The following is an 18092-nucleotide window of genomic DNA, read 5'->3' as shown; positions in this document are numbered from 1 at the left end:
ACCTTCGCGTCGGTTCAGGGGCTGCCGAAGGCGCCCGAGGCCGCGGCGGCGGCGAAGGCGTTCCAGGCCTCGGTCGAGAAGGACAGCTGTGGGCCGTGAGGGTCCTTGGAGTCCCGGACGGCCACCACCCCCGTGCCGGGGACGGCGACCTCCACACAGGCGCCCTGGCCGCCGCTGTGACTGCTCTTCCGCCAACGGGTTCCGTACTCGGGTGGGGTGATCATTTTTCGTGCAGTTCCTTTTCGATGTCGGCTATCAGCGACCGGCTCTCCGCGACACCGAGTGCGGCCGCTCTCAGGTAGTCGTAGAGACCGGTATAGCGGCGCACATCGGCCTCCTTCTCCAGGTAGAGATCGCTCGTCACACCTTCGAAGTAGACAACCGTGGAATCGGCTGACTCCGGGAACTCCAGCAGGGAGAATGTCCCGGTCATGCCGGGGTGGGCGCCGTGCGCGAACGGGATCACCTGGATGGTGATGTTGGGGCGCTGGCTCAGCTCCAGCATCTGCCGCAGCTGCCGGGCCATCACCTCCTTGCTGCCGACCTCGCGGCGCAGCACCGCCTCGTCTATGACGGTCCACAGGCTGCCCAGCTGGTTCTCGCCGTGGACGCGCTCCTGGCGCTTCATCCGGACCTGCACCCGGCGCTGAACGGCGACCGCGTCGGTGTCCGGCTGGGTGCCCTCGACCACGGCCTGGGCGTACTGCTCGGTCTGCAGCAGGCCGGGGACGAAGGAGGACTCGTACGCGCGGATCGAGGAGGCCTCGGCCTCCAGCCCGATGTAGACGCTGTACGGGGTCGGCATGTCGTTGAAGTCGTGCCACCAGCCGCGCTGGCGCGACTCCTTGGCCATCTCCATGAGGCTGGAGCGCATCTGGTCGTCGGCCACGTTGTACACGTCGCAGAGGTCGCGCACGTCCCGCTGGCTGATGCTGCGGCGGCCGTTCTCCAGCCGGCTGATCTTCGACTGGGAGACCATCAGCCGGCCGGCGACCTCCTCCGCCGTCATGCCGAGCCCCTCGCGGAGCTTGCGGAGCTCGGACCCGAGGCGTCGGCGACGCACGGTGGGATTGACGTTGGCGGACACTTCGACCTCCGGCCGGACCTCTGGTGTTCGTTGGAGCGGCAGCCCTCGGAACACTTCGGACATTGGGACCAACCCCCCTGACTCGGAGCAGCATGTCACCTTGGGCCAGGTCGGCGCCGGGGAATCACAGCAGCGCGGTAGAACAGATCATCGGAAAAGTGCTTCCGCGAGACAGCGAAAGACCCCAGGTGGTAATGCGGCTCGGTGACTCGATCAGTGACTGGATCAGTGACTCGGACTGACAGTGCGACGGGTGTACCCGAGAGTCCCGCGCAGCTGCCCCTGGCATGTGCGGGGGCGGGCTGCTGCGGGCTTCGGGGACGGCAGAGGGGCGGTCGCCGGGCGACTTGCGTCGCGGGGCGACCGCCCCTCGGTGCTCTTGGTGCCTCTGGCGGTTCGGGTGGTTCCGGCGGTTCGGGGTGGTGCTTTCCGGCGGTGCTCTCCGGTGGTGCGTCGGGTTGCTCAGCGCCCCCGTGGGGCGTGGGCGGGGCGGTGTGCGCCGTCGGGCGGGCCGTCAGGGGCGTCGGGCGGTGTATCGTGCCCCGGCCCCCGCGCCGGACCCTCCCCGACCCCTCCGGTCGGGCCTGCTCCGGTCGGGCCCGCTCCGGTCATCGGACGCCGACCCGGGAGGCGGCGACCCGCCCGCCCGAACCGCGCCCCGCCGTACGGCTGCCGGAGCGGCCGGTGGCGGTCCCGGAGCCCTGGGCGGAACGGTTCTGCTGTGCCGGCAGGCCGTTCTGCACATCCATCACGGCGTGCGCGACCATCCCACCGAGCGGGTCGTACCGGATCAGGTCGCGCAGCCGGGACCGCGAGGACCGGCCCTCGTTGCCCGGGTACAGGTGCTTGCCCAGCCCCACCGAGTGGGCGAGCGCCGCCAGCGCGGCCGTCCGCGGGTCCGGCGGCACGCCGGTGCGGATCGCGGCGTCCAGCCGTTGCTTGATCGCGGCGTTGGTGCAGTCGTCGGACGCCTGGTACCGGATCGTCGGCAGCACCCCGCACACCTGGCCCGGCACGGCCGTGACCATGCCGCAGCGCTCCAGGTGCGCCAGGTACGTCTGCCGCAGCCCCAGCCGGGGCCCGCCGATCCAGTGCGCCGCGCGGACCGGACTGCCGCGTCGGCGCAGCAGTTCCAGTGCGTGGTCGAGGGTCGGGTCACCGGTCGGTCGTGCCAGTACGACGGCGATCCGGTCTCCCTCCGGTACGATCCGTCCGGCCAGGGACAGCTCGACGAGCTGCGCCCCGGCGAGTCCGAGGTCGAGGGTCTGCGGCTGCGCCGTGGTACCCGTGGTCGGGTCCAAGGCGAGCAGCAAGAGTTCCTCGGGAACAGTTCTGCGGCTCTTGCCCATCCAAGCCTCCCCGCGTGGATGAGAGACAGGGTGACGCCTCTCACACGGGCTTGTCGAGTACGCCTCCGAATCGTGACCTTGCGCTGGAGGCGCGGAACCGGCGGCCGCAGGCCCGGCGTCTGACCGGTGAACAGGCCGCAGTGCGTCCGTGCGACGGCAATAAGCGCCGGTCGGGCGGGGTGTGCGCGATGGGATCGGCCGTCGGTGGCGGAAACTGTACAGATACACGGGGCGGGGCGTCGGCTTCCCGAAATCGGGTTCGCCGGTGCCCCGCCGGGCGTTGAGGAGGCTGGGATACGTGGGCGAGTCCCCCGACAGGGTGCTGAGGGACGGCGAGCGGGAGCAGGACCGGGAACGCGAACGGACCGGCACGGACGCCGCTGCGGCCGAGTCGGCCACGTCCGCCGCGTCCGCCACCGGGACGGCCGACGCCGAGACCGCGGCCGAGACCGGGGCTGAGGCCGAGAGGGCTGACGAGACCCCCCGGGACGACTCCGCGGAGACCACCGACGAGAAGCCCGCGAAGGCGTCCGCCGACGCCCCGACGGCGGCGGCCAAGGGCGGCTCGACCGTACAGCTCCGTGTCCAGGATGTGGACAGCAAGACGACGATGCTGCGGCTCCCGGTGGACAACAAGACCACCGCACTGCGGCTGCCCGAGGAGCTGCTGAAGGCTGCCGGTAACGGGAGTTCCGGTGGTGAGGGGAAGAAGGCGGAGGCCTCGTCGGTGACCGACGGGGTGAAGGAGCCCGCCGAGCGCCCGTCCGGCGCCGACCCCCGTCTCGCGATTCGGACGGCGGTGGCGAAGGCTGTCGAAGAGCCCGAAGGCGCCGGGAAGACCGAACGCGCCGGGAAGACCGCCCCGGCCGAGAAGACCGCCCCGGAGAAGGCCGAGAAGGCCGAGAGGGCCGAAAAGGCCGGGGACGGCGCGGACAAGAAGAACAGTAAGGACGGCAAGGCCGCCGAGGCCGCTGCCGAGGACTCCTCCGAGGCCTCCGAGGCCGACGCCGACGCTGCCGACGCCGTCGAGTCCGCCGCCCCGGCGGCCGGCTCGGTGCCCGAGCCCCCAGCGCCGCGCCCGCTGCCCGAGCCCGAGCCCGTCCCGGACCCCGAGCCCGAGCCCGAACCGCGTCCGAAGCCCCGCCCCCTCCCCACGCCGACGCCCGGCCCGAAGCCGCTGCCCGAGCCGGACCCGCGGCCGGTGCCGCCGGCCCCGCCGCTGCCCCGGCCAGAGCCGATGCCGGAGCCGGCGCCGGAGCCGTTGCCCTCGCCCGAGAACACGGCCGAGGCGATGGAGGTCCTGGCCTCCCTCAACTCCCGCCCGGTCTCGCCGCTGCGCCGCGCCCTCAAGCGGGCGACCATCTGGACGGTCTTCCTCGCCCTGGTGCTCGGTGCGGTCGTGGTGGCCCAGCTGCTGCGCCCGCTGCCGGACGCCAGGGTGAAGATGACCGCCACGGCCAGCTACAGCTTCGGCGGCGATCAGCTCGACCTCGCCTGGCCGGCCAAGGGCCAGTCCGCCGCCGAGGTGGTCGGCATCGGCAGCCTCGGCAGCTCGGGCCAGGAGGCGCCGGCCTCGATCGCCAGCGTCACCAAGGTGATGAACGCCTACCTGATCCTGCAGAAGTTCCCGCTGAAGAAGGGAGAGAGCGGCCCCAAGATCACCGTCGACAAGCAGGCCGCCCAGGAGTCCGGCAACCTCGACGAGTCCCGGGTGACGCTCACCGAGGGTCAGGTCATCACCGAGTACCAGGCGCTGGAACTGCTGATGCTGCCCTCGGCCAACAACGTGGCCCGGCTGCTCGCCCGGTTCCACTCCGGCTCCGAGGACGCGTTCGTCAAGCAGATGAACGACACCGCGGCCAAGTTCGGCATGACCAACACCATCTACGCCGACCCGGCGGGCTACAACGCGGACACCAAGTCCACCGCCAAGGACCAGCTGAAGCTGGCCGAGCAGGTCATGCAGGACGAGATCTTCCGGCAGATCGTCTCCACCCCGGAGACCAACTTCAACAACGTGAAGATCTCCAACACCAACAACCTGATCAACCCGAAGACCGGCGTCATCGGCGTCAAGACCGGCTCCAGCACCCCGGCCGGCGGCTGCCTGATGTGGGCCGCGTACAAGGAGATCGACGGTGTGCGGCGGCTGATCCTCGGCGTCACCCTCGGCCAGCCGGCCGCGTCGCCCAACAAGGGCGACGACATCCTGGCGACCGTGCTGAGGGTCAGCGGCAAGCAGATCCAGGCCGCGCAGAGCGGCGTGACCGGTCAGACCGTGGTCAAGAAGGGCGATGTCGTCGGCTCGGTGGACGACGGGCTGGGAGCCAAGGTCCCGCTCGTCGCGACCAAGGACCTGGTGGTGGCGGGCTTCCCCGGCATCTCCGGCACGATCACCCTGGACGCGGCGAAGATCGGCCACGACGAGCCGGCCGGCAAGGAGGTCGGCGTGTTGCGCGTCGGCACCGGCGAGAACACGTCGGAGGTCAAGGTGGCGCTCCAGTCCGACCTCAAGCCGGCGTCCATCCAGTCCCGGCTGCTGCGCATGCTGTGAGCCGGTGAGCAGCTGACCCGGTGCACCGCCGAGCCGCTGAACCGATCCATTGCCGAACGCCGAAGGGGAGCCGGTCCGCACCGGCTCCCCTTCGGCGTTCGGCCCCTCCAGGCCGCCACGCCCCCCCTACATATCGCGGTCGAGCAGCGCGACCGTGAACCCGCCGAGCGGCGTCACCTGGTCCGGGTCGCCGTACTGGGTGCGGAGCACCTGGGCCTGGTCCGAGGGCACGGCGGCCAGCGGGTCGGTGGTGTCCCCGAGGACCACCAGCCAGATCCGCGACACGGAGCCCAGGCAGTCCTCCGGCTTCGGGCAGGGCGTCGGCGACAGGTCCTCCGCGTCGTCGGCGCTCTGCGCGACGAACACCGGGTACGGGTGCACGCCCGACGGCAGGTAGTGGCTGACGCCGGGCCAGGCCATCGCCCAGGACTGGTCGCCCAGCGGCGCCGCCAGGCCGTCCCCGGAGCGGTAGCCGGACGCTATCGTCCGGGCCGCCGCCTTGAACGGCTCCTCCGAACCGTTGTGCGAGCCGACGTACCGCACCGCGGGCTGCTTGGGCAGCGCCGCCACGGCCGGCACCGCGAGCAGGCCCGCCGCCAGCAGCCCGGCCAGCGCGCCGGCCCGGCGGGGCGCCAGGCCGCGTCGTGCCAAGGTCGCGGCCGCGCCGTACGCCGCCCCGACCCCGCCCCCGGCCAGCACCGCCCAGGCCGGTACCGTGAACAGCAGGTACCGGTCGATGAAGTACGAGGTGTCGGTCAGCCGCGACACCAGCCAGACGCCCACCACCGGCAGCTCGGCGAGCAGCAGCACCTGCCAGGCCTGCAACCGCCGGCCGGGCAGCACCAGGGCCGGGAGCGCCAGCAGGAGGAAGGCGTGGAACACCCGGTCCGAGCCGAGCAGGTGCTCGCCGAACCAGACGAGGCCGCGGAAGGACGGGGTGGGGATCCAGCCCAGCTGCCGGTCCGACTGCCGGCTGCCGAGCAGCATCACCGGCAGCACCGGCAGGGCCGCCACCGCGACCGCCAGCGGGTACTGCCACAGCAGCCGCCGATCCGCCGCCGACCGGGTGCGCCACAGGTGCAGCGCCACCAGGGCGACCTGCCCGGCCACCGTGCTGAAGGAGATCAGGTGCCCCGCGCCGGCCAGCGTCATCGCCACGCAGTACGGCGCCCAGCGGCGCCAGGTCGGCCGCTCCAGCGCCCGCAGCAGGAAGTACCCGGCGCCCGCGATCGCGCAGGTCACCAGCGCGTACGAGCGGGCCTCCTGGGCGTACCGGGAGACCTCCGGCGGCACCGCGAACAGCAGGCCCGCGCCGACCGCCGCCACCCGGCTGCCGAACAGCCGCCGGGCGGTCAGCGCCACGAACGCGGCGGCCCCCGCCATGGCCAGCACGGAGGGGACGCGCAGGGCCACCGTCGAGTCGCCGAACACCGCCGTCCAGGCGTGCATCAGCAGGTAGTAGGCGCCGTTGCTGGCGTCGATGTGCTGGAGCAGCCGCAGCAGGTCGCCCAGCGAGCGGGTGGCCACCGTCGAGGTCGCTATCTCGTCCCGCCACAGGTCCGGTGTCCCCAGCCGGTACCCGCCCACCGCGAGCATCACCACCGCCGGCCACCACCACACCTGCCCCGACAGCCGGACGACCGGGCGTATCGCAGGTCTCATCGGGTCCTTCGTCTCCTTCACACGGCGTGCCAGGGTGGTCCGGGGCGGGCCAGGGCGGGGCGAGCGCGGCCGAACACGGCCGAGCACTTCCCGGCAGGCTACTTGACCCGCCCTGACACCCCGTCGGCACCCGCACCCCCGTCCGCCAGCCCCCTCTCCACGCCCGATCCGGTACGCTGTGAACGGCCTCGGCACAGCCCGGCCACGCCTCAGTAGCTCAGGGGATAGAGCACGGCTCTCCTAAAGCCGGTGTCGCAGGTTCGATTCCTGTCTGGGGCACGAGAACACGCAGGTCGCAGGCCCCCGCCCCACCCGGGCGGGGGCCTGCGGCCGTTTCCGGGGCCGGCCTCCGCGGAAAGTCGGGGCGGGCGTGCTCAGGGGTGGCGTACCCCTCCGGGAGGAGGCGGCGGGGGCGGTGGTCCGTCCACGGAGTGATCATGGAAGCGACCTGGTGCCGACGGCCGGGACGGCCGTGGTTCCTAGGCTCGGAGCAGTCCCTGCCGGAGCGTCGTGCCCGACCAGGGCGGACGAGCCGGGGAACGATGACGACCTACCGATACACCGTGGCCGAGCTGCGCGGGCAGCTGCGCCAACTGCTCCTGAGCGGCGCCGCGATCGCACTGGGGGTGGCCTTCCTGATCGCCTCCGTCAGCGGCAGCGGGGCGCTGGTGGACTCCTTCAGCCAGACCGCGGCGGCCGAGGTCGGCCCCGGCGACATCCAGGTGACCGGAACGGCCGCGGCCGGTGCGCCGGATGCGGCCGCCGTCGAGCGGGCGCGGGGGACCGCCGGGGTGGCGGCGGTGGCGCCGCGGCTGACCGGCACTGGTGCGGTCCTGGCCGCCGACGGCCGTCCGCTCGACCGGACGGCCGTGGTCAGCGCCGTCGCCGAGGACCCGGCGCTGCGCTGGCAGCTGCTGCGGGACGGCCGCTGGCCGGCCGGACCCGGCGAGGTGCTGCTGGACACCGACACCGCGCACCGGCTCGACGCCGCCCCCGGCACCGAGGTGCAGCTGGCCCGGGCCGACGGCTCCGCGAGCACCGCCCGTCTGGTCGGCACCTTGGACGGGCGGGGCGCGCCGAGCTTCGCCGGACGTCCGGTCATCGGCGTCCCGGCGGGCGCGCTCGCCCAGTACGCCACCGGCGTCACCGCCGCCAGGCTCGACGTCCGGCTCGGCCCGGACGCCTCTCGCACCGGCGCCGTCGAGGCCCTGCGGGCCGCGCTCGGCAGCGGCGCCGAGGTGCACACCCGCGAGGCCTCGGTCCGCGAGGCGACCCGGCAGAGCGGCACCCTCTACGGGGTCGTGCTGATCGCCTCGCTCTCCTTCGTACTGATCGCGCTCGCCGTGGCGCGGATGGTCGTCGGCAACACCTTCTCGGTGATGCTGGCCCAGCGGACCCGCCAGCTCGCCCTGCTGCGCTGCGTGGGCGCCGACCGGCAGCAGCTGCGGCGGCTGATCCGCCGCCAGGGGCTGCTGCTCGGAGCGGGCGCCTCGGCGGCGGGCGTGCTGCTGGGGGTCCTGCTCTGCGCGGTCGGGACGGCGGTGGCCGGCACGCTCGACCTCGGGCCGGTGCACCTCTCCCTGCTGCCCGCGCCGCTCACCTGCGCGCTGGCCGGGCTGTTCGGCATCCTGCTCACCCTGCTCGCCGTCCGCGGACCGGCGAAGGCCGCGGCTGCCGTGCCGCCGGTCGCCGCGCTCGGCGGCACGCCCGCGCCGACCGGCGGTGCGGCCCGGGTGCGGGCCGCGGTCTGGATCTCCGGGCTGCTGCTCGCCGGGACGACACTGCTGGTGACCGGTGCCCTGGCGCCGCCGCCGCTCTCGCTGCTCGCGGTCACGCTCGGGGCGATCGCCAGCTTCTTCGGCGTGCTGCGACTCGCCGACCGGGTGCTGCCTGCGGTCGTCGGCCTGCTGGGCCGGCCCGCCCGGCGGCTCGGCGGCACCGCCGCACGACTCGCCGCCCAGCAGCTGCGGCTCAACCCCGGCCGCACCGGGGCGACCGGCGCGGCGCTGCTGCTCGGCGTGACCGTCATGGTCGGCGCGGTCACCGCGCTGGAGGTCACCTCCGGCTCGCTGGTCCCGGCGGTGTCCGCGCGTCAGCCCGGCGTGTTCTCGGCGGCCGCCGGCAGCGGCGGCGCACTGCCCGCCGGGGCGATCGGCTCGCTCGCGGCCGAACGCGGCCTGACCGTCACCCCGGTCCGGTCCGCCACCGTCGACCTGGACGGCCGGCCCACCCTGGTCGCGGCCGCCGACCCCGCCCGGCTCAACCCCTCGACGGACGACCTGGACCGGGCCCGGACCCTCGCCGACGGCGCCGCGCTGAGCGGGCTCGGCGAGTCAGGGTCGCGCCGCGTCGGCGGCAGCGGCGGCTCCGGCAGCAGCGCCGGCGGCATCGAGCTGCGGCTCGAACCAGGGCACAGCAGCCTGCCGTTCACCCTGCAGAGCGGCGCAACCCTGCTGGTGACCCCCGCGACCCTGGACCGCCTCGCCCCCGGCGCGCCCGTCACCACGGCGTGGATCACCCCGGCCGACGGCGAGGACCGCCCGACCGCCCGCCGGGCCCTGGACCGGGCCCTCGCCGACCACCCCCAGGTGACCGTCACCGACACCGCCGCGCAGGCCGACACCCTGCGCTCCCTGCTGGACCGGCTGACCACCGTCAGCATGGCCCTGCTGTCCTTCTCCGTCGCCATCGCCGGCCTCGGCGTCGCGGCCACCCTGATGCTCAGCATCAGCGAACGCTCCCGCGAGATCGGCATGCTGCGCGCCATCGGGATGTCACGCCGCCAACTGCGCCGGATGCTCACCCTGGAGGCCGTCCTGCTCTCGCTGGCCGCCGCCCTGGTCGGCACCGCCCTCGGCATCGGCTACGGCTGGGCCGCCGCCCGCTCCGTCACCTCCACGGTCGGCACGGTGGGCGGCCCGCCGGTCCTGCCGGTGCTGGCGGCGCTGGCCCTGACCGTGCTGACCGGCCTGGCCGCCGCCGTCCTGCCGGCCCGCCGGGTCGGCAGGATGACCGCGGTTGCGGCCATGCGGGCCACCTGACGGGCCGTGGCGGCGGTACGGGCCGTACGGGCCGGGTTCAGGCCAGTTTGACTTGCGCGCGCGGCTCGGCCGGGCGGGCGGCGGCAAGGGCGAGGTCGGCGAGCAGGGTCTCGGTCTCGCGGGCGGTGCGCAGGACGGTCGGGTCGAGGTCGACGACGATCACCTCGCGCCGGTCCTCGCTCGCCTCGGCGATCAGGCGGCCGTCCGGGCCCCAGACCGCGCTACCGCCGCAGGTGTGCCAACCGCCGGTGTGGCCGATGTGGTTGGCGAGCACCGTGTAGAGGGTGTTGTCGAGCGCGCGGGCGGGGAACCAGGTCCGGGACTCGTGGTGGCCGTGGCCCACGCTGAACAGGGCGCCGACCAGGTAGGCGTGGCAGCCGTCGAGGGCGGCGGCGCGGGCGTGCTCGGGGAAGCCGGAGTCGTAGCAGACGCCGAGGCCGAGCCGCCAGCCGTCCAGCTCCACGGTGCAACCGGCCGTCCCGGGGCGGTAGTAGTCGCGTTCGCTCTTGAAGAGGTGCTGCTTGTCGTAGCGGGCGACGAAGCCGCCGTCCGGGCCGAGGACGAGCGCGGAGACCCGCAGGTCCGCACCGTCCTGGACGGCGGCGCCGACCACGGCGGCGGTGCCGGTCTCACGGCAGGCGTCGGCGATCGGGGCGAGGCGCGGATCGCCGGGCTGGACGGCGTACTTGAGCGGGTCGGTGCGGATCAGCTCGGGCTCGTAGCCGGAGAGGAACTTCTCCGTGAAGAGCACCAGGCGGGCGCCGGCCGCGGCCGCCTCGCGGATCAACTCGGCGGCCTGGGCGGCGTTGGCGGGTATGTCGCCGGCGACGGCCTGGGCCTGGACGGTGGCGATCCGCAGCGGGCGCTCGGGGTATCCGGCAGGGGCGGCGGCGAGAACGGGGTCAGTGGACACGGCCGTCACGCTAGCGGACGGCCCCGAAGCGGTGACCGGGCGCCAGCGGAGGTCAGCGGAGGGCCGGGGGGTCAGCGGACGGTCTCGTCGGGCCGGTCGGCTGCCTCGTCCGGAGTGGCGTAGTCAAGATCGGCCTCGTCCAGATCGGCCTCGTCCAGCAGGCCGGCGGGGACGGGCGGCCGCGCGGAGGACACGATGACCCGCTGAACCCTCGGTCTGGTGCGCCAGTTGACCCGCCGTACGTCCCGGGCCAGCGCGCCGGGGCGCCAGAGCTCGATCACGGCGGTGACGGTGCCCAGCACGAATCCGGCGGCCAGCCAGCCGGCCAGCACGTCGCTGGGCCAGTGCACGCCGAGGGCGATCCGGGTCCAGCCGATGGTCAGCACGCTCGCCGCCGCCACCGCGCAGGCGGCGGTCCGGCCGCGCCGGTGGACCCGGTACCAGAGCAGGCCGACCAGGACGGCGCAGGTGATCGCCGAGGCCATGGCGTGCCCGGAGGGAAAGGCCGGGCCGCCGGCGTGCGAGACCGGGTCGGTGAAGGCGGGCCGTCCGCGGTCGAAGGCCGCCTTCAGTGCCCACAGGGCGCCCCAGCCGACCAGGGTCTGGGCGGCCACCCAGCCGGCCAGCACGCGGGCGCCGATCAACCAGAGCCAGACGGCCGCGACGCCCAGGAGTGCACGCATCGTGACGGTGCCGCCGATGTCGGAGAGCGTCTGCACGGCGGCGGTCCACGCCCGGTGCTCCCGGGCGTAGTCGTGCAGTTCGCCGATCCACTCCTGGTCGAAGCGGTCCAGTGGTTGCCAGTGGCTCGTCACCAGGGCCGCCAGGAGGCCGAACAGCGCGGCACAGCCCAACGCGAGCGCTGCGTCCCGAAGGAGACTGCGGTAACGCGCAGTGACGGAGGTCGTGCTGTTGGTCAGGTGCATGGCTGACACCTTCCCAGTGTCCCGCACCGATCAGGAGCTGGGCCGATAGCGATTTGGCATCTTTTGTGGGGAGGTCCTGCGTGCGCCGGGGCGTTTGCGCGGGCGGAAAGCGGGGGCGTGCGGGAACGTGTGCGGCCGTTCGCGGGTTCAACGGAAGGGCGACCTCCGCGTGAGGGTCGAGTGAAGAAATCGTTCCCCGAACGGTCGTGTCGGGAAGCGGACCGTGCCCGGGCGGTCACCGAGCGTCCAAAGTCGGTGTGAAAACCGGCAGGATACTGCATCGCGCGGAAGAATCGGAGTGACTTGGGAATGTTGTCCGGATTCTGTTCGTTGGATTGTTACGTGTGAGCCCCAAGGGCCCGCACTTCTTGCCCTCATGGCAGGCAGGCAGACCTCGGCAACACCAGCAAAGGGAGCAAGCATGGCCACCCGTGCCGTCGTTCGCGACAGGGCCGACCGGACTCGCGCGGCCCGCCCGACCAACCTTGAGGCCGACCGCGACCTGGTCGGCATGTACCTCGACGAGATCGCCAGGACGCCCCTGCTCGATGCCGCCGAGGAGGTCGAGCTCTCGCTGCGGATCGAGGCCGGCGTGTACGCCCAGCACCTGCTGGACGAGGGCGAACTCCCCGACGGCAGCACGCGCGAGGAGCTGGAGGCGATAGCCGCCGACGCCGAGCGCGCCAAGGACGTGTTCATCCGTTCCAACCTCCGTCTCGTCGTCGCCGTCGCCCGCCGCTACCCGCGCAGCGGCCTTCCACTGCTGGACCTCATCCAGGAGGGCAACGCGGGCCTGGTGCGCGCCGTCGAGAAGTTCGACTACGCCAAGGGTTTCAAGTTCTCCACGTACGCGACGTGGTGGATCCGGCAGGCGATCACCCGGTCCATCGCCGACCAGTCCCGCACCATCCGGCTGCCCGTGCACCTGGTGGAGGAGCTGGGGCGGATCCGGCGGGTGCAGCGGGAGAAGTCCAAGGAGCTGGGCCGCGAGGCCGAGCCGGCCGAGATCGCGGCCGAGTTGGACACCACCGAGGCCCGGATCAAGGACGTGCTGGACTGGGCGCGGGATCCGGTCAGCCTCAACATGTCGGTGGACGACGAGGGCGAGACGCAGTTCGGGGACCTGGTCGAGGACACCGGGGCGACGTCCCCCGAGGACGCCGTGATGGTGATGCTCCGCCGTGAGGAACTGGACGACCTGATCGGGCGGTTGGACGACCGCACGGCCTCGATCATCCGCTCCCGGTACGGCATGGAGGACGGCCGCGAGCGCACCCTCACCGAGGTGGGCAAGCAGCACGGCCTCACCCGCGAGCGGATCCGCCAGATCGAGAAGCACGCGCTGGCCGAGCTGAAGAAGATCGCCGACCACGCGGGCTTCGAAGCCGCCTGACCGGCCCGTCGGCGAACTTCCGGCGAACCGGAACTGGCTGCAGAGCCCCACCCGGGCCCTGGTGCGGAGCGCTCCGCAGCAGGGCCCGAGGCGTGCCACGGGACTCTTAGGCTGGAGGGGCGGGACGAGGTGGACCGGGACCGGGACCGGGACCGAGACCGAGTGGACGGAGTGGACGGAGTGGACGGAGTGGACAAGGTGAGCGAGCAGGGGCAGGACGAGCCGGGGCAGGAACAGGACCAGGCCTCGGAGAAGAAGCCCGCGGCCAAGGCCCGGCTGGTCTTCCGGGATCCGCTGGACCAGCAGTCCGGGGACGACACCGACGCCGGCTGGGGCGACGGCCCCGGGGCGGGCGGTGGGCGGGGGCTGGACTGGTACCTGAGCCAGCGCCCGCCGCACCACGGGGGCTGAGGGAGAACCGGGAGTGAGAAGCGAACGGGGGCAGGAGTCGGACCGCGACAGTCAGCGCAGCGGCGCGACCAGTGCGTCGCGGATCTCGGTGAGCAGTTTGACCTCCTTGGCCTCGGCCTCCACCGCCTCCTCAGCGAGGGACTTGCGGCGGGCCGCCATCCTGTTCATGGGCACGATCAGAACGAAGTAGACGACCAGCGCGGTGATCAGGAACTGCAGGGCGGCGCTGAGCACCGATCCCCACAGGATGAGGACTCCGGACGTGACCTCACCGGCCGGACCCGTCTCGCAGGGCCCCTTGAGGCAGGAAGTGTAGGAAGCCAGGTCCTTCGTCCCGAAGGCGCCGACGATCGGATTGATCACGCCCTTGACGAAGGTGTTGACGAGGTTGGTGAATGCCGCGCCGATGACCACGGCGACGGCGAGTTCGACGACATTTCCACGCAGCAGGAATTCCTTGAAGCCCTTCATGCCGCCTCGAACGACGAAGTCGCCACCGGGTTACGGGTGATCTTCCGCAGTCCCGGATTGACAACCCGTCCGGCCCAGCGCGCCCCCGACGGGCGGCGGCAGTCCGGCCCGCGCGGGCCCGAGCGCCAGCGCCGCCGCCACCGCCAGCAGGACCAGGACGGGCACCCCGGCACGCCGTCGGACGGCGCTGCGCCAGCGGTGCCACCCGCCGCAGCCGCGCCGGATCGGCGGGAAGCTGGGCACCTCCTGCCGGGGCGGCACGGTGGGGGCGGGCAGCGGGACGGAGAAGCTCACGGTGGTCATGGACGCACCTCCGGATCGGTCGGCGGGCCGGCCCCGGTGGACCGGCTGGGCCCCACCGTGCACGCTCCGGCCGACGCCGGAAAGCCTCTTTCCCCAGCCTGTGGATAACTCCGCCCCTGTGGACAAATTCGTACACTCACACGAGTGAGTCGACCCTGCCCGAGCTGACAACGACGCCGAAACGGGCCTGGAGCACGCGGAAAGGCCCGCCGGCCCCGCGTGATGCGGGGCCGACGGGCCTTGCCGAGGTCTGCGTGCCGGGCGTCCGGGAGGATCCGGCGCCCGGGTCAGCTCGCGGCCGGAGCCGGGCTGGACGGTGCCGAGGAGCCGGAGCCGGCGGAGCCGGACGCGGCGGGCGTGCCGGACGACGTCGAGGTGGTCGACGACGAGCCGGAGCTCACCGAGCTGCTGGAGGAGGAGCGGCTGTCGGTCCGGTAGAAGCCGGAGCCCTTGAACACGACACCCACGGCCGAGAAGACCTTGCGAAGCCGTCCCTGGCAGTCGGGGCACGTGGTCAGCGCCTCGTCGGTGAACTTCTGCACCGCCTCCAGGCCGTTGCCGCACTCGGTGCACTGGTACTGGTACGTGGGCACTTGTCTTCCTCCTGGCACTCTCGCCTGATGAGTGCTAACGATGGTCAATGATGCGGCATTCCGCTGGATCAGTCCAGCGACTCCGGTGTGACATCGGCCCCGCTTCGGCCCAAGCCCGGCCCGAGCCCGGCCCGGGCCCGCCCGTCGGAACGCCGCCCGCTCAGCCCTTGGCCGCGCCCACCAGCTCGCGCTCCACGAAACCGTCGGCAGCGCCGGCGGCGGAGTCCGGGACGGAATCCTTGGCCGCTCCCCGGGCCACCAGCAGGTGCCGCAGCGAGGCCAGCACGACCAGCCCCAGGCCGGCGCCGATCAGCGGTACCAGGAACCCGGTCGACGGCCCGTGCCCGTCGATGAGCTTGCCCGCCGCCATCGAGCCGACCGCCAGCCCCAGCCCGATGGCGCCGGTCAGCCAGGTGAAGGCCTCGGTCTTGGCGCCGTCCGCGACCAGCGTCTCGACCAGGGTGTAGCCGCTGATCAGGGTCGGCGCGATGGCCAGGCCGCAGACCAGGCCGGCGACGGTGAGCGCGACCAGGTTGGGCATCGCCCACAACGTCGAGCAGCCGAGCACCAGCAGCGTGTAGCTCATCAGCATCCGCTGCTGCACGGGCCGCCGCCAGGCGATCACGCCGTACAGCACGCCGGCCAGCATCGAGCCGCCCGCGAAGATCCCGTACACGGTGCCGCCCGCGTCGTGCTGTCCGACCGAGTCGGCGAAGGCGTTCACCGAGACCTGCATGCCGCCGAAGACCGCGCCGACGCCGAGGAAGGTCCCGGCCAGCAGCCGGACGCCGGGGGAGGCGAGCGCCGAGGCGCGCTTGGTGCCGGGCTGCGGCAGGATCCGGGCGGGGGCGGTGCGCCGCTGGGCGGCGAAGGCCAGGCCGCCGACGAGGGTCAGCGCGGCCTCGGCGACCAGGGCGGCCGCCGGGTTGGCGAGGGCGGCGATGCCGGAGGCCAGGATCGGGCCGATCACGAAGGTGAACTCGTCCGTCACGGACTCGAAGGCGAAGGCGGTGCTCACCCGGGCCGCGGAGCTCTCGGTCGGGCCGTCCGCGGTGAACCGGGCCACCCAACGGGCCCGGACCATCGCGCCGATCTGCGGCACGCTCGCACCGGCCGGGACGGCGGCCAGGAACAGGCTCCAGGCCGGCGCGTGGCCGAGCGCCAGCACGATCAGCGCGCCGACCGAGGCGGCGTGCACCAGGACGGTCGGGACGAGCACCGCGGCCTGACCGTAGCGGTCGGCGAGCCGTCCGGTCTGCGGCCCGATCAGGGCCTGGGAGACGGCGGCGACGGCGGTGACCGTACCGGCGGTGCCGTACGAGCCGTGGGTCTGGGTGACGAGCAGCAGGATGCCCATGCTGAGCATCGCGTACGGCAGTCGGGCGACGAGCGCGGGGGACAGGAAGGTCCAGGCCCCGGGGGTGCGCAGCAGTTCGCCGTACCCGACGCGGGCGGGGGCCTGGGCTGCGGTGGTGTCCGCGGTGTCCGCGGAGGTAGCGACCGTTCGGCGGGCCGTCACGGTCGGTCCTTCCTGCTGCCTGGTAGCGCGGCAGGGCATGGGGTGGCCCCGACGGCGCCGAGAGTCGTCCTCTCGCGCGTCGACCGGGGTAGATACCGGGTCGGCCCGGCGTGGTTGCCGGGGGCCGGACCGCGGCCGCCGAGCGGTCGCGCCAACTCTGCGTCAGGCAGATGCTGGGGTGGTCTAGCGATGGTTATGCGGCGTGGTCCTATCAGCATACAGTTACGCGCGTAGATCCCGCCAACCCACCCCTTGTTCGCAGGCCCTACTAGCCTCGCAAGCCCCACGAGCCTCGCAGGCCCCACGAGCCTTTACAGAGCTCGCGAGCCCCACGGCCCCACAGGCCCCCCGCCTCACCGCCCGTCGAGCCACCCCGCGAGCTTGCCGCCCCGGTCCACGGCCCGCAGCCGCCGCTCCGCCGCCTCGCCGACCTCGTCCGTGGTGACCACCAGCAGCTCGTCCCCGGCCCGCAGCACCGTCGCCTTGTCCGGCACGAAGGAGTTGCCCTCGCGCACGACCAGGGTGACGGCCGCGCCCTTGGGCAGCCGCAGCTCGCTGATCTCCACGCCGGACATCCGGGAGGTGGGGGAGAGCGCGACCGAGAGCAGGTGTCCGTGCAGCTTCTCCAGCGGGGCGGACTCGATGCCGAGGTCCTGGCCCATCGCGCCCTCGCCGATCCGCAGCCGCTTGGCCACCCACGGCAGGGTCGGCCCCTGGAGCAGGGTGAAGACGACGACCAGGATGAAGACGATGTTGAAGACGTCCTCGGCCTCGTGGGCGCCGGACACCACCGGGATGGTGGCCAGCACGATGGGCACCGCCCCGCGCAGCCCGGCCCAGCTCAGCAGGGCCTGTTCGCGGGCGGGCACCTTGAACGGGGTCAGCGAGAGCACCACCGACAGCGGCCGGGCCAGGAAGACCAGCACGCCGCCGATCACCAGCGCGGGCACCACCGAGGAGCCCATGGTCGCGGGCGTGCAGAGCAGGCCGAGCAGGACGAACATACCGATCTGGCCGATCCACGCCAGCCCGTCGGCGAAGCCGCGGACGGCGGGCCCGTGCGGCAGCTTGGAGTTCCCGAGGATCACCGCGCTGATGTAGACGGCGAGGAAGCCGGAGCCGTGCAGCAGCGCGCCGCCCGCGTACGCGAGCACGGTGAGCGCCATCACGGCGATCGGGTAGAGGCCCGAGGAGGGCAGTGCGACGTGCTTGATCCCGAAGGCACCGAGCTTGCCGACGGCGAAGCCGACCGCGGCGCCGATCGCCAGTTCGGCGAGGATCGTGCCGATCATGACGTACCAGGGGTCCAGCTCGCCGGCGGTGGCGAAGGCGACGACCAGGATGACGACGGGCGCGTCGTTGAAGCCGGACTCGGCCTCCAGCAGGCCGGTCAGCCGGTGGGGCAGCGGGACCATCCGCAGCACCGAGAAGACGGCCGCCGCGTCGGTCGAGGAAACTATCGCGCCGAGCAGCAGTGAGGTGCGCCAGTCCAGGCCGACCAGCCAGTGCGCGCCGGCCGCGGTGGCGAACACGCTGACTCCGACGCCGACGGTGGCGAGCACGGTGGCCGCCGGCATCACCGGCTTGATCTCCCGCCAGCTGGTCTTGAGGCCGCCCTCGGCCAGGATCACCACGAGCGCCGCGTAGCCGATCACCTGGGTCAGCTCGGCGTTGTTGAAGGTGACGCCGATCCCGTTCTGCCCCAGCGCCACGCCGATCCCCAGGTAGATCAGCAGGCTGGGCAGCCCTGACCGGGTGGAGATCCGTACGGCGACCACCGCGAAGAGCAGGATCACGGAGGCTTCGAGGAGGAGCTGGTTCAGATGGGAGACGTTCACGCAGGGGCACCTCGGGCAGGCAGGGGCGGACG

Annotated in this window: 15 protein-coding genes and 1 tRNA gene; 5 read left to right on the top strand and 11 right to left on the bottom strand. The window is 73.0% G+C overall.

What is annotated here, in order from left to right:
• Positions 1-14: 14 nt before the first annotated feature.
• The 3 genes from BX285_RS02985 to BX285_RS02975 all read right to left on the bottom strand — a co-directional run bounded on the left by BX285_RS02985 (position 15) and on the right by BX285_RS02975 (position 2436).
• Positions 15-224: a DUF397 domain-containing protein gene (locus tag BX285_RS02985; RefSeq protein ID WP_121174394.1), complete on the bottom strand. Its 210-nt coding sequence runs from the start codon at positions 222-224 to the stop codon at positions 15-17.
• Complete coding sequence (locus tag BX285_RS02980) at positions 221-1087, bottom strand: helix-turn-helix transcriptional regulator (RefSeq protein WP_097236538.1); 867 nt, start codon at positions 1085-1087, stop codon at positions 221-223. The genes BX285_RS02985 and BX285_RS02980 overlap by 4 nt, the downstream gene beginning before the upstream one ends.
• Positions 1088-1695: 608 nt before the next feature.
• Complete coding sequence (locus BX285_RS02975) at positions 1696-2436, bottom strand: GPP34 family phosphoprotein (protein ID WP_097236537.1); 741 nt, start codon at positions 2434-2436, stop codon at positions 1696-1698.
• Between the two features lie 610 nt (positions 2437-3046).
• On the opposite strand from BX285_RS02975, the gene BX285_RS02970 reads away from it, so the two are divergent.
• Positions 3047-4990 (top strand): D-alanyl-D-alanine carboxypeptidase, encoded by a 1944-nt coding sequence (locus BX285_RS02970; protein ID WP_398900897.1) that lies wholly within the window; start codon positions 3047-3049, stop codon positions 4988-4990.
• Positions 4991-5116: 126 nt separating this feature from the next.
• Here BX285_RS02970 and BX285_RS02965 read toward each other — a convergent pair whose 3' ends face one another.
• The gene (locus BX285_RS02965) at positions 5117-6652 is read right to left on the bottom strand and encodes a glycosyltransferase family 39 protein (protein WP_121174392.1); all 1536 of its coding nucleotides are present in this window, start codon (positions 6650-6652) and stop codon (positions 5117-5119) included.
• A gap of 206 nt (positions 6653-6858) precedes the next feature.
• Between BX285_RS02965 and BX285_RS02960 the strand changes: the two genes are divergently transcribed.
• Both BX285_RS02960 and BX285_RS02955 read left to right on the top strand, forming a co-directional pair.
• Positions 6859-6931, top strand: a tRNA-Arg gene (locus BX285_RS02960).
• 263 nt (positions 6932-7194) lie between these two features.
• Complete coding sequence (locus tag BX285_RS02955; protein WP_121174391.1) at positions 7195-9693, top strand: FtsX-like permease family protein; 2499 nt, start codon at positions 7195-7197, stop codon at positions 9691-9693.
• A 37-nt stretch (positions 9694-9730) separates the two neighbouring features.
• On the opposite strand, the gene BX285_RS02950 is transcribed toward BX285_RS02955, so the two are convergent.
• Together BX285_RS02950 and BX285_RS02945 are read right to left on the bottom strand one after the other, a co-directional pair.
• Complete coding sequence (locus BX285_RS02950; RefSeq protein WP_121174390.1) at positions 9731-10606, bottom strand: carbon-nitrogen hydrolase family protein; 876 nt, start codon at positions 10604-10606, stop codon at positions 9731-9733.
• 71 nt (positions 10607-10677) lie between these two features.
• The gene (locus BX285_RS02945; RefSeq protein WP_121174389.1) at positions 10678-11532 is read right to left on the bottom strand and encodes a phosphatase PAP2 family protein; all 855 of its coding nucleotides are present in this window, start codon (positions 11530-11532) and stop codon (positions 10678-10680) included.
• A 421-nt stretch (positions 11533-11953) separates the two neighbouring features.
• On the opposite strand from BX285_RS02945, the gene BX285_RS02940 reads away from it, so the two are divergent.
• Positions 11954-12925, top strand: coding sequence for a sigma-70 family RNA polymerase sigma factor (locus BX285_RS02940; RefSeq protein WP_121174388.1), 972 nt, complete (start codon positions 11954-11956; stop codon positions 12923-12925).
• Between the two features lie 189 nt (positions 12926-13114).
• Positions 13115-13336: a hypothetical protein gene (locus tag BX285_RS02935; protein ID WP_257032444.1), complete on the top strand. Its 222-nt coding sequence runs from the start codon at positions 13115-13117 to the stop codon at positions 13334-13336.
• 51 nt (positions 13337-13387) lie between these two features.
• On the opposite strand, the gene mscL is transcribed toward BX285_RS02935, so the two are convergent.
• From mscL to BX285_RS02910, 5 genes are all read right to left on the bottom strand, one after another.
• Complete coding sequence (gene mscL / locus BX285_RS02930; protein ID WP_121174387.1) at positions 13388-13807, bottom strand: large conductance mechanosensitive channel protein MscL; 420 nt, start codon at positions 13805-13807, stop codon at positions 13388-13390.
• A gap of 30 nt (positions 13808-13837) precedes the next feature.
• The gene (locus BX285_RS02925) at positions 13838-14110 is read right to left on the bottom strand and encodes a hypothetical protein (protein WP_121174386.1); all 273 of its coding nucleotides are present in this window, start codon (positions 14108-14110) and stop codon (positions 13838-13840) included.
• Between the two features lie 287 nt (positions 14111-14397).
• Positions 14398-14703, bottom strand: a complete 306-nt coding sequence (locus BX285_RS02920; RefSeq protein WP_097236528.1) for an FmdB family zinc ribbon protein — start codon at positions 14701-14703, stop codon at positions 14398-14400.
• A gap of 160 nt (positions 14704-14863) precedes the next feature.
• A complete protein-coding gene (locus tag BX285_RS02915; RefSeq protein WP_398899487.1) occupies positions 14864-16222 on the bottom strand; it encodes an MFS transporter in 1359 nt (452 codons plus the stop codon).
• A gap of 353 nt (positions 16223-16575) precedes the next feature.
• Entirely contained in the window at positions 16576-18060 is a 1485-nt protein-coding gene (locus BX285_RS02910) for a potassium/proton antiporter (protein WP_097236527.1), read from the bottom strand.
• Positions 18061-18092 lie beyond the last annotated feature (32 nt).

Source organism: Streptomyces sp. 1114.5, from assembly GCF_003635085.1.
In the GTDB taxonomy this organism is placed as follows: Bacteria; Actinomycetota; Actinomycetes; order Streptomycetales; family Streptomycetaceae; genus Kitasatospora.
Note: the sequence above shows the minus strand (reverse complement) of the source record. Positions and strands in the feature narration are given on the sequence as shown.

What these genes read in the sequence shown, in the direction of transcription:
- BX285_RS02965 (WP_121174392.1), bottom strand. Translation starts at nt 6,652, where the DNA reads ATGAGACCTGCGATACGCCCGGTCGTCCGGCTGTCGGGGCAGGTGTGG.
- mscL (WP_121174387.1), bottom strand. Translation starts at nt 13,807, where the DNA reads ATGAAGGGCTTCAAGGAATTCCTGCTGCGTGGAAATGTCGTCGAACTC.
- BX285_RS02975 (WP_097236537.1), bottom strand. Translation starts at nt 2,436, where the DNA reads ATGGGCAAGAGCCGCAGAACTGTTCCCGAGGAACTCTTGCTGCTCGCC.
- BX285_RS02940 (WP_121174388.1), top strand. Translation starts at nt 11,954, where the DNA reads ATGGCCACCCGTGCCGTCGTTCGCGACAGGGCCGACCGGACTCGCGCG.
- BX285_RS02985 (WP_121174394.1), bottom strand. Translation starts at nt 224, where the DNA reads ATGATCACCCCACCCGAGTACGGAACCCGTTGGCGGAAGAGCAGTCAC.
- BX285_RS02925 (WP_121174386.1), bottom strand. Translation starts at nt 14,110, where the DNA reads ATGACCACCGTGAGCTTCTCCGTCCCGCTGCCCGCCCCCACCGTGCCG.
- BX285_RS02955 (WP_121174391.1), top strand. Translation starts at nt 7,195, where the DNA reads ATGACGACCTACCGATACACCGTGGCCGAGCTGCGCGGGCAGCTGCGC.
- BX285_RS02970 (WP_398900897.1), top strand. Translation starts at nt 3,047, where the DNA reads ATGCTGCGGCTCCCGGTGGACAACAAGACCACCGCACTGCGGCTGCCC.
- BX285_RS02945 (WP_121174389.1), bottom strand. Translation starts at nt 11,532, where the DNA reads ATGCACCTGACCAACAGCACGACCTCCGTCACTGCGCGTTACCGCAGT.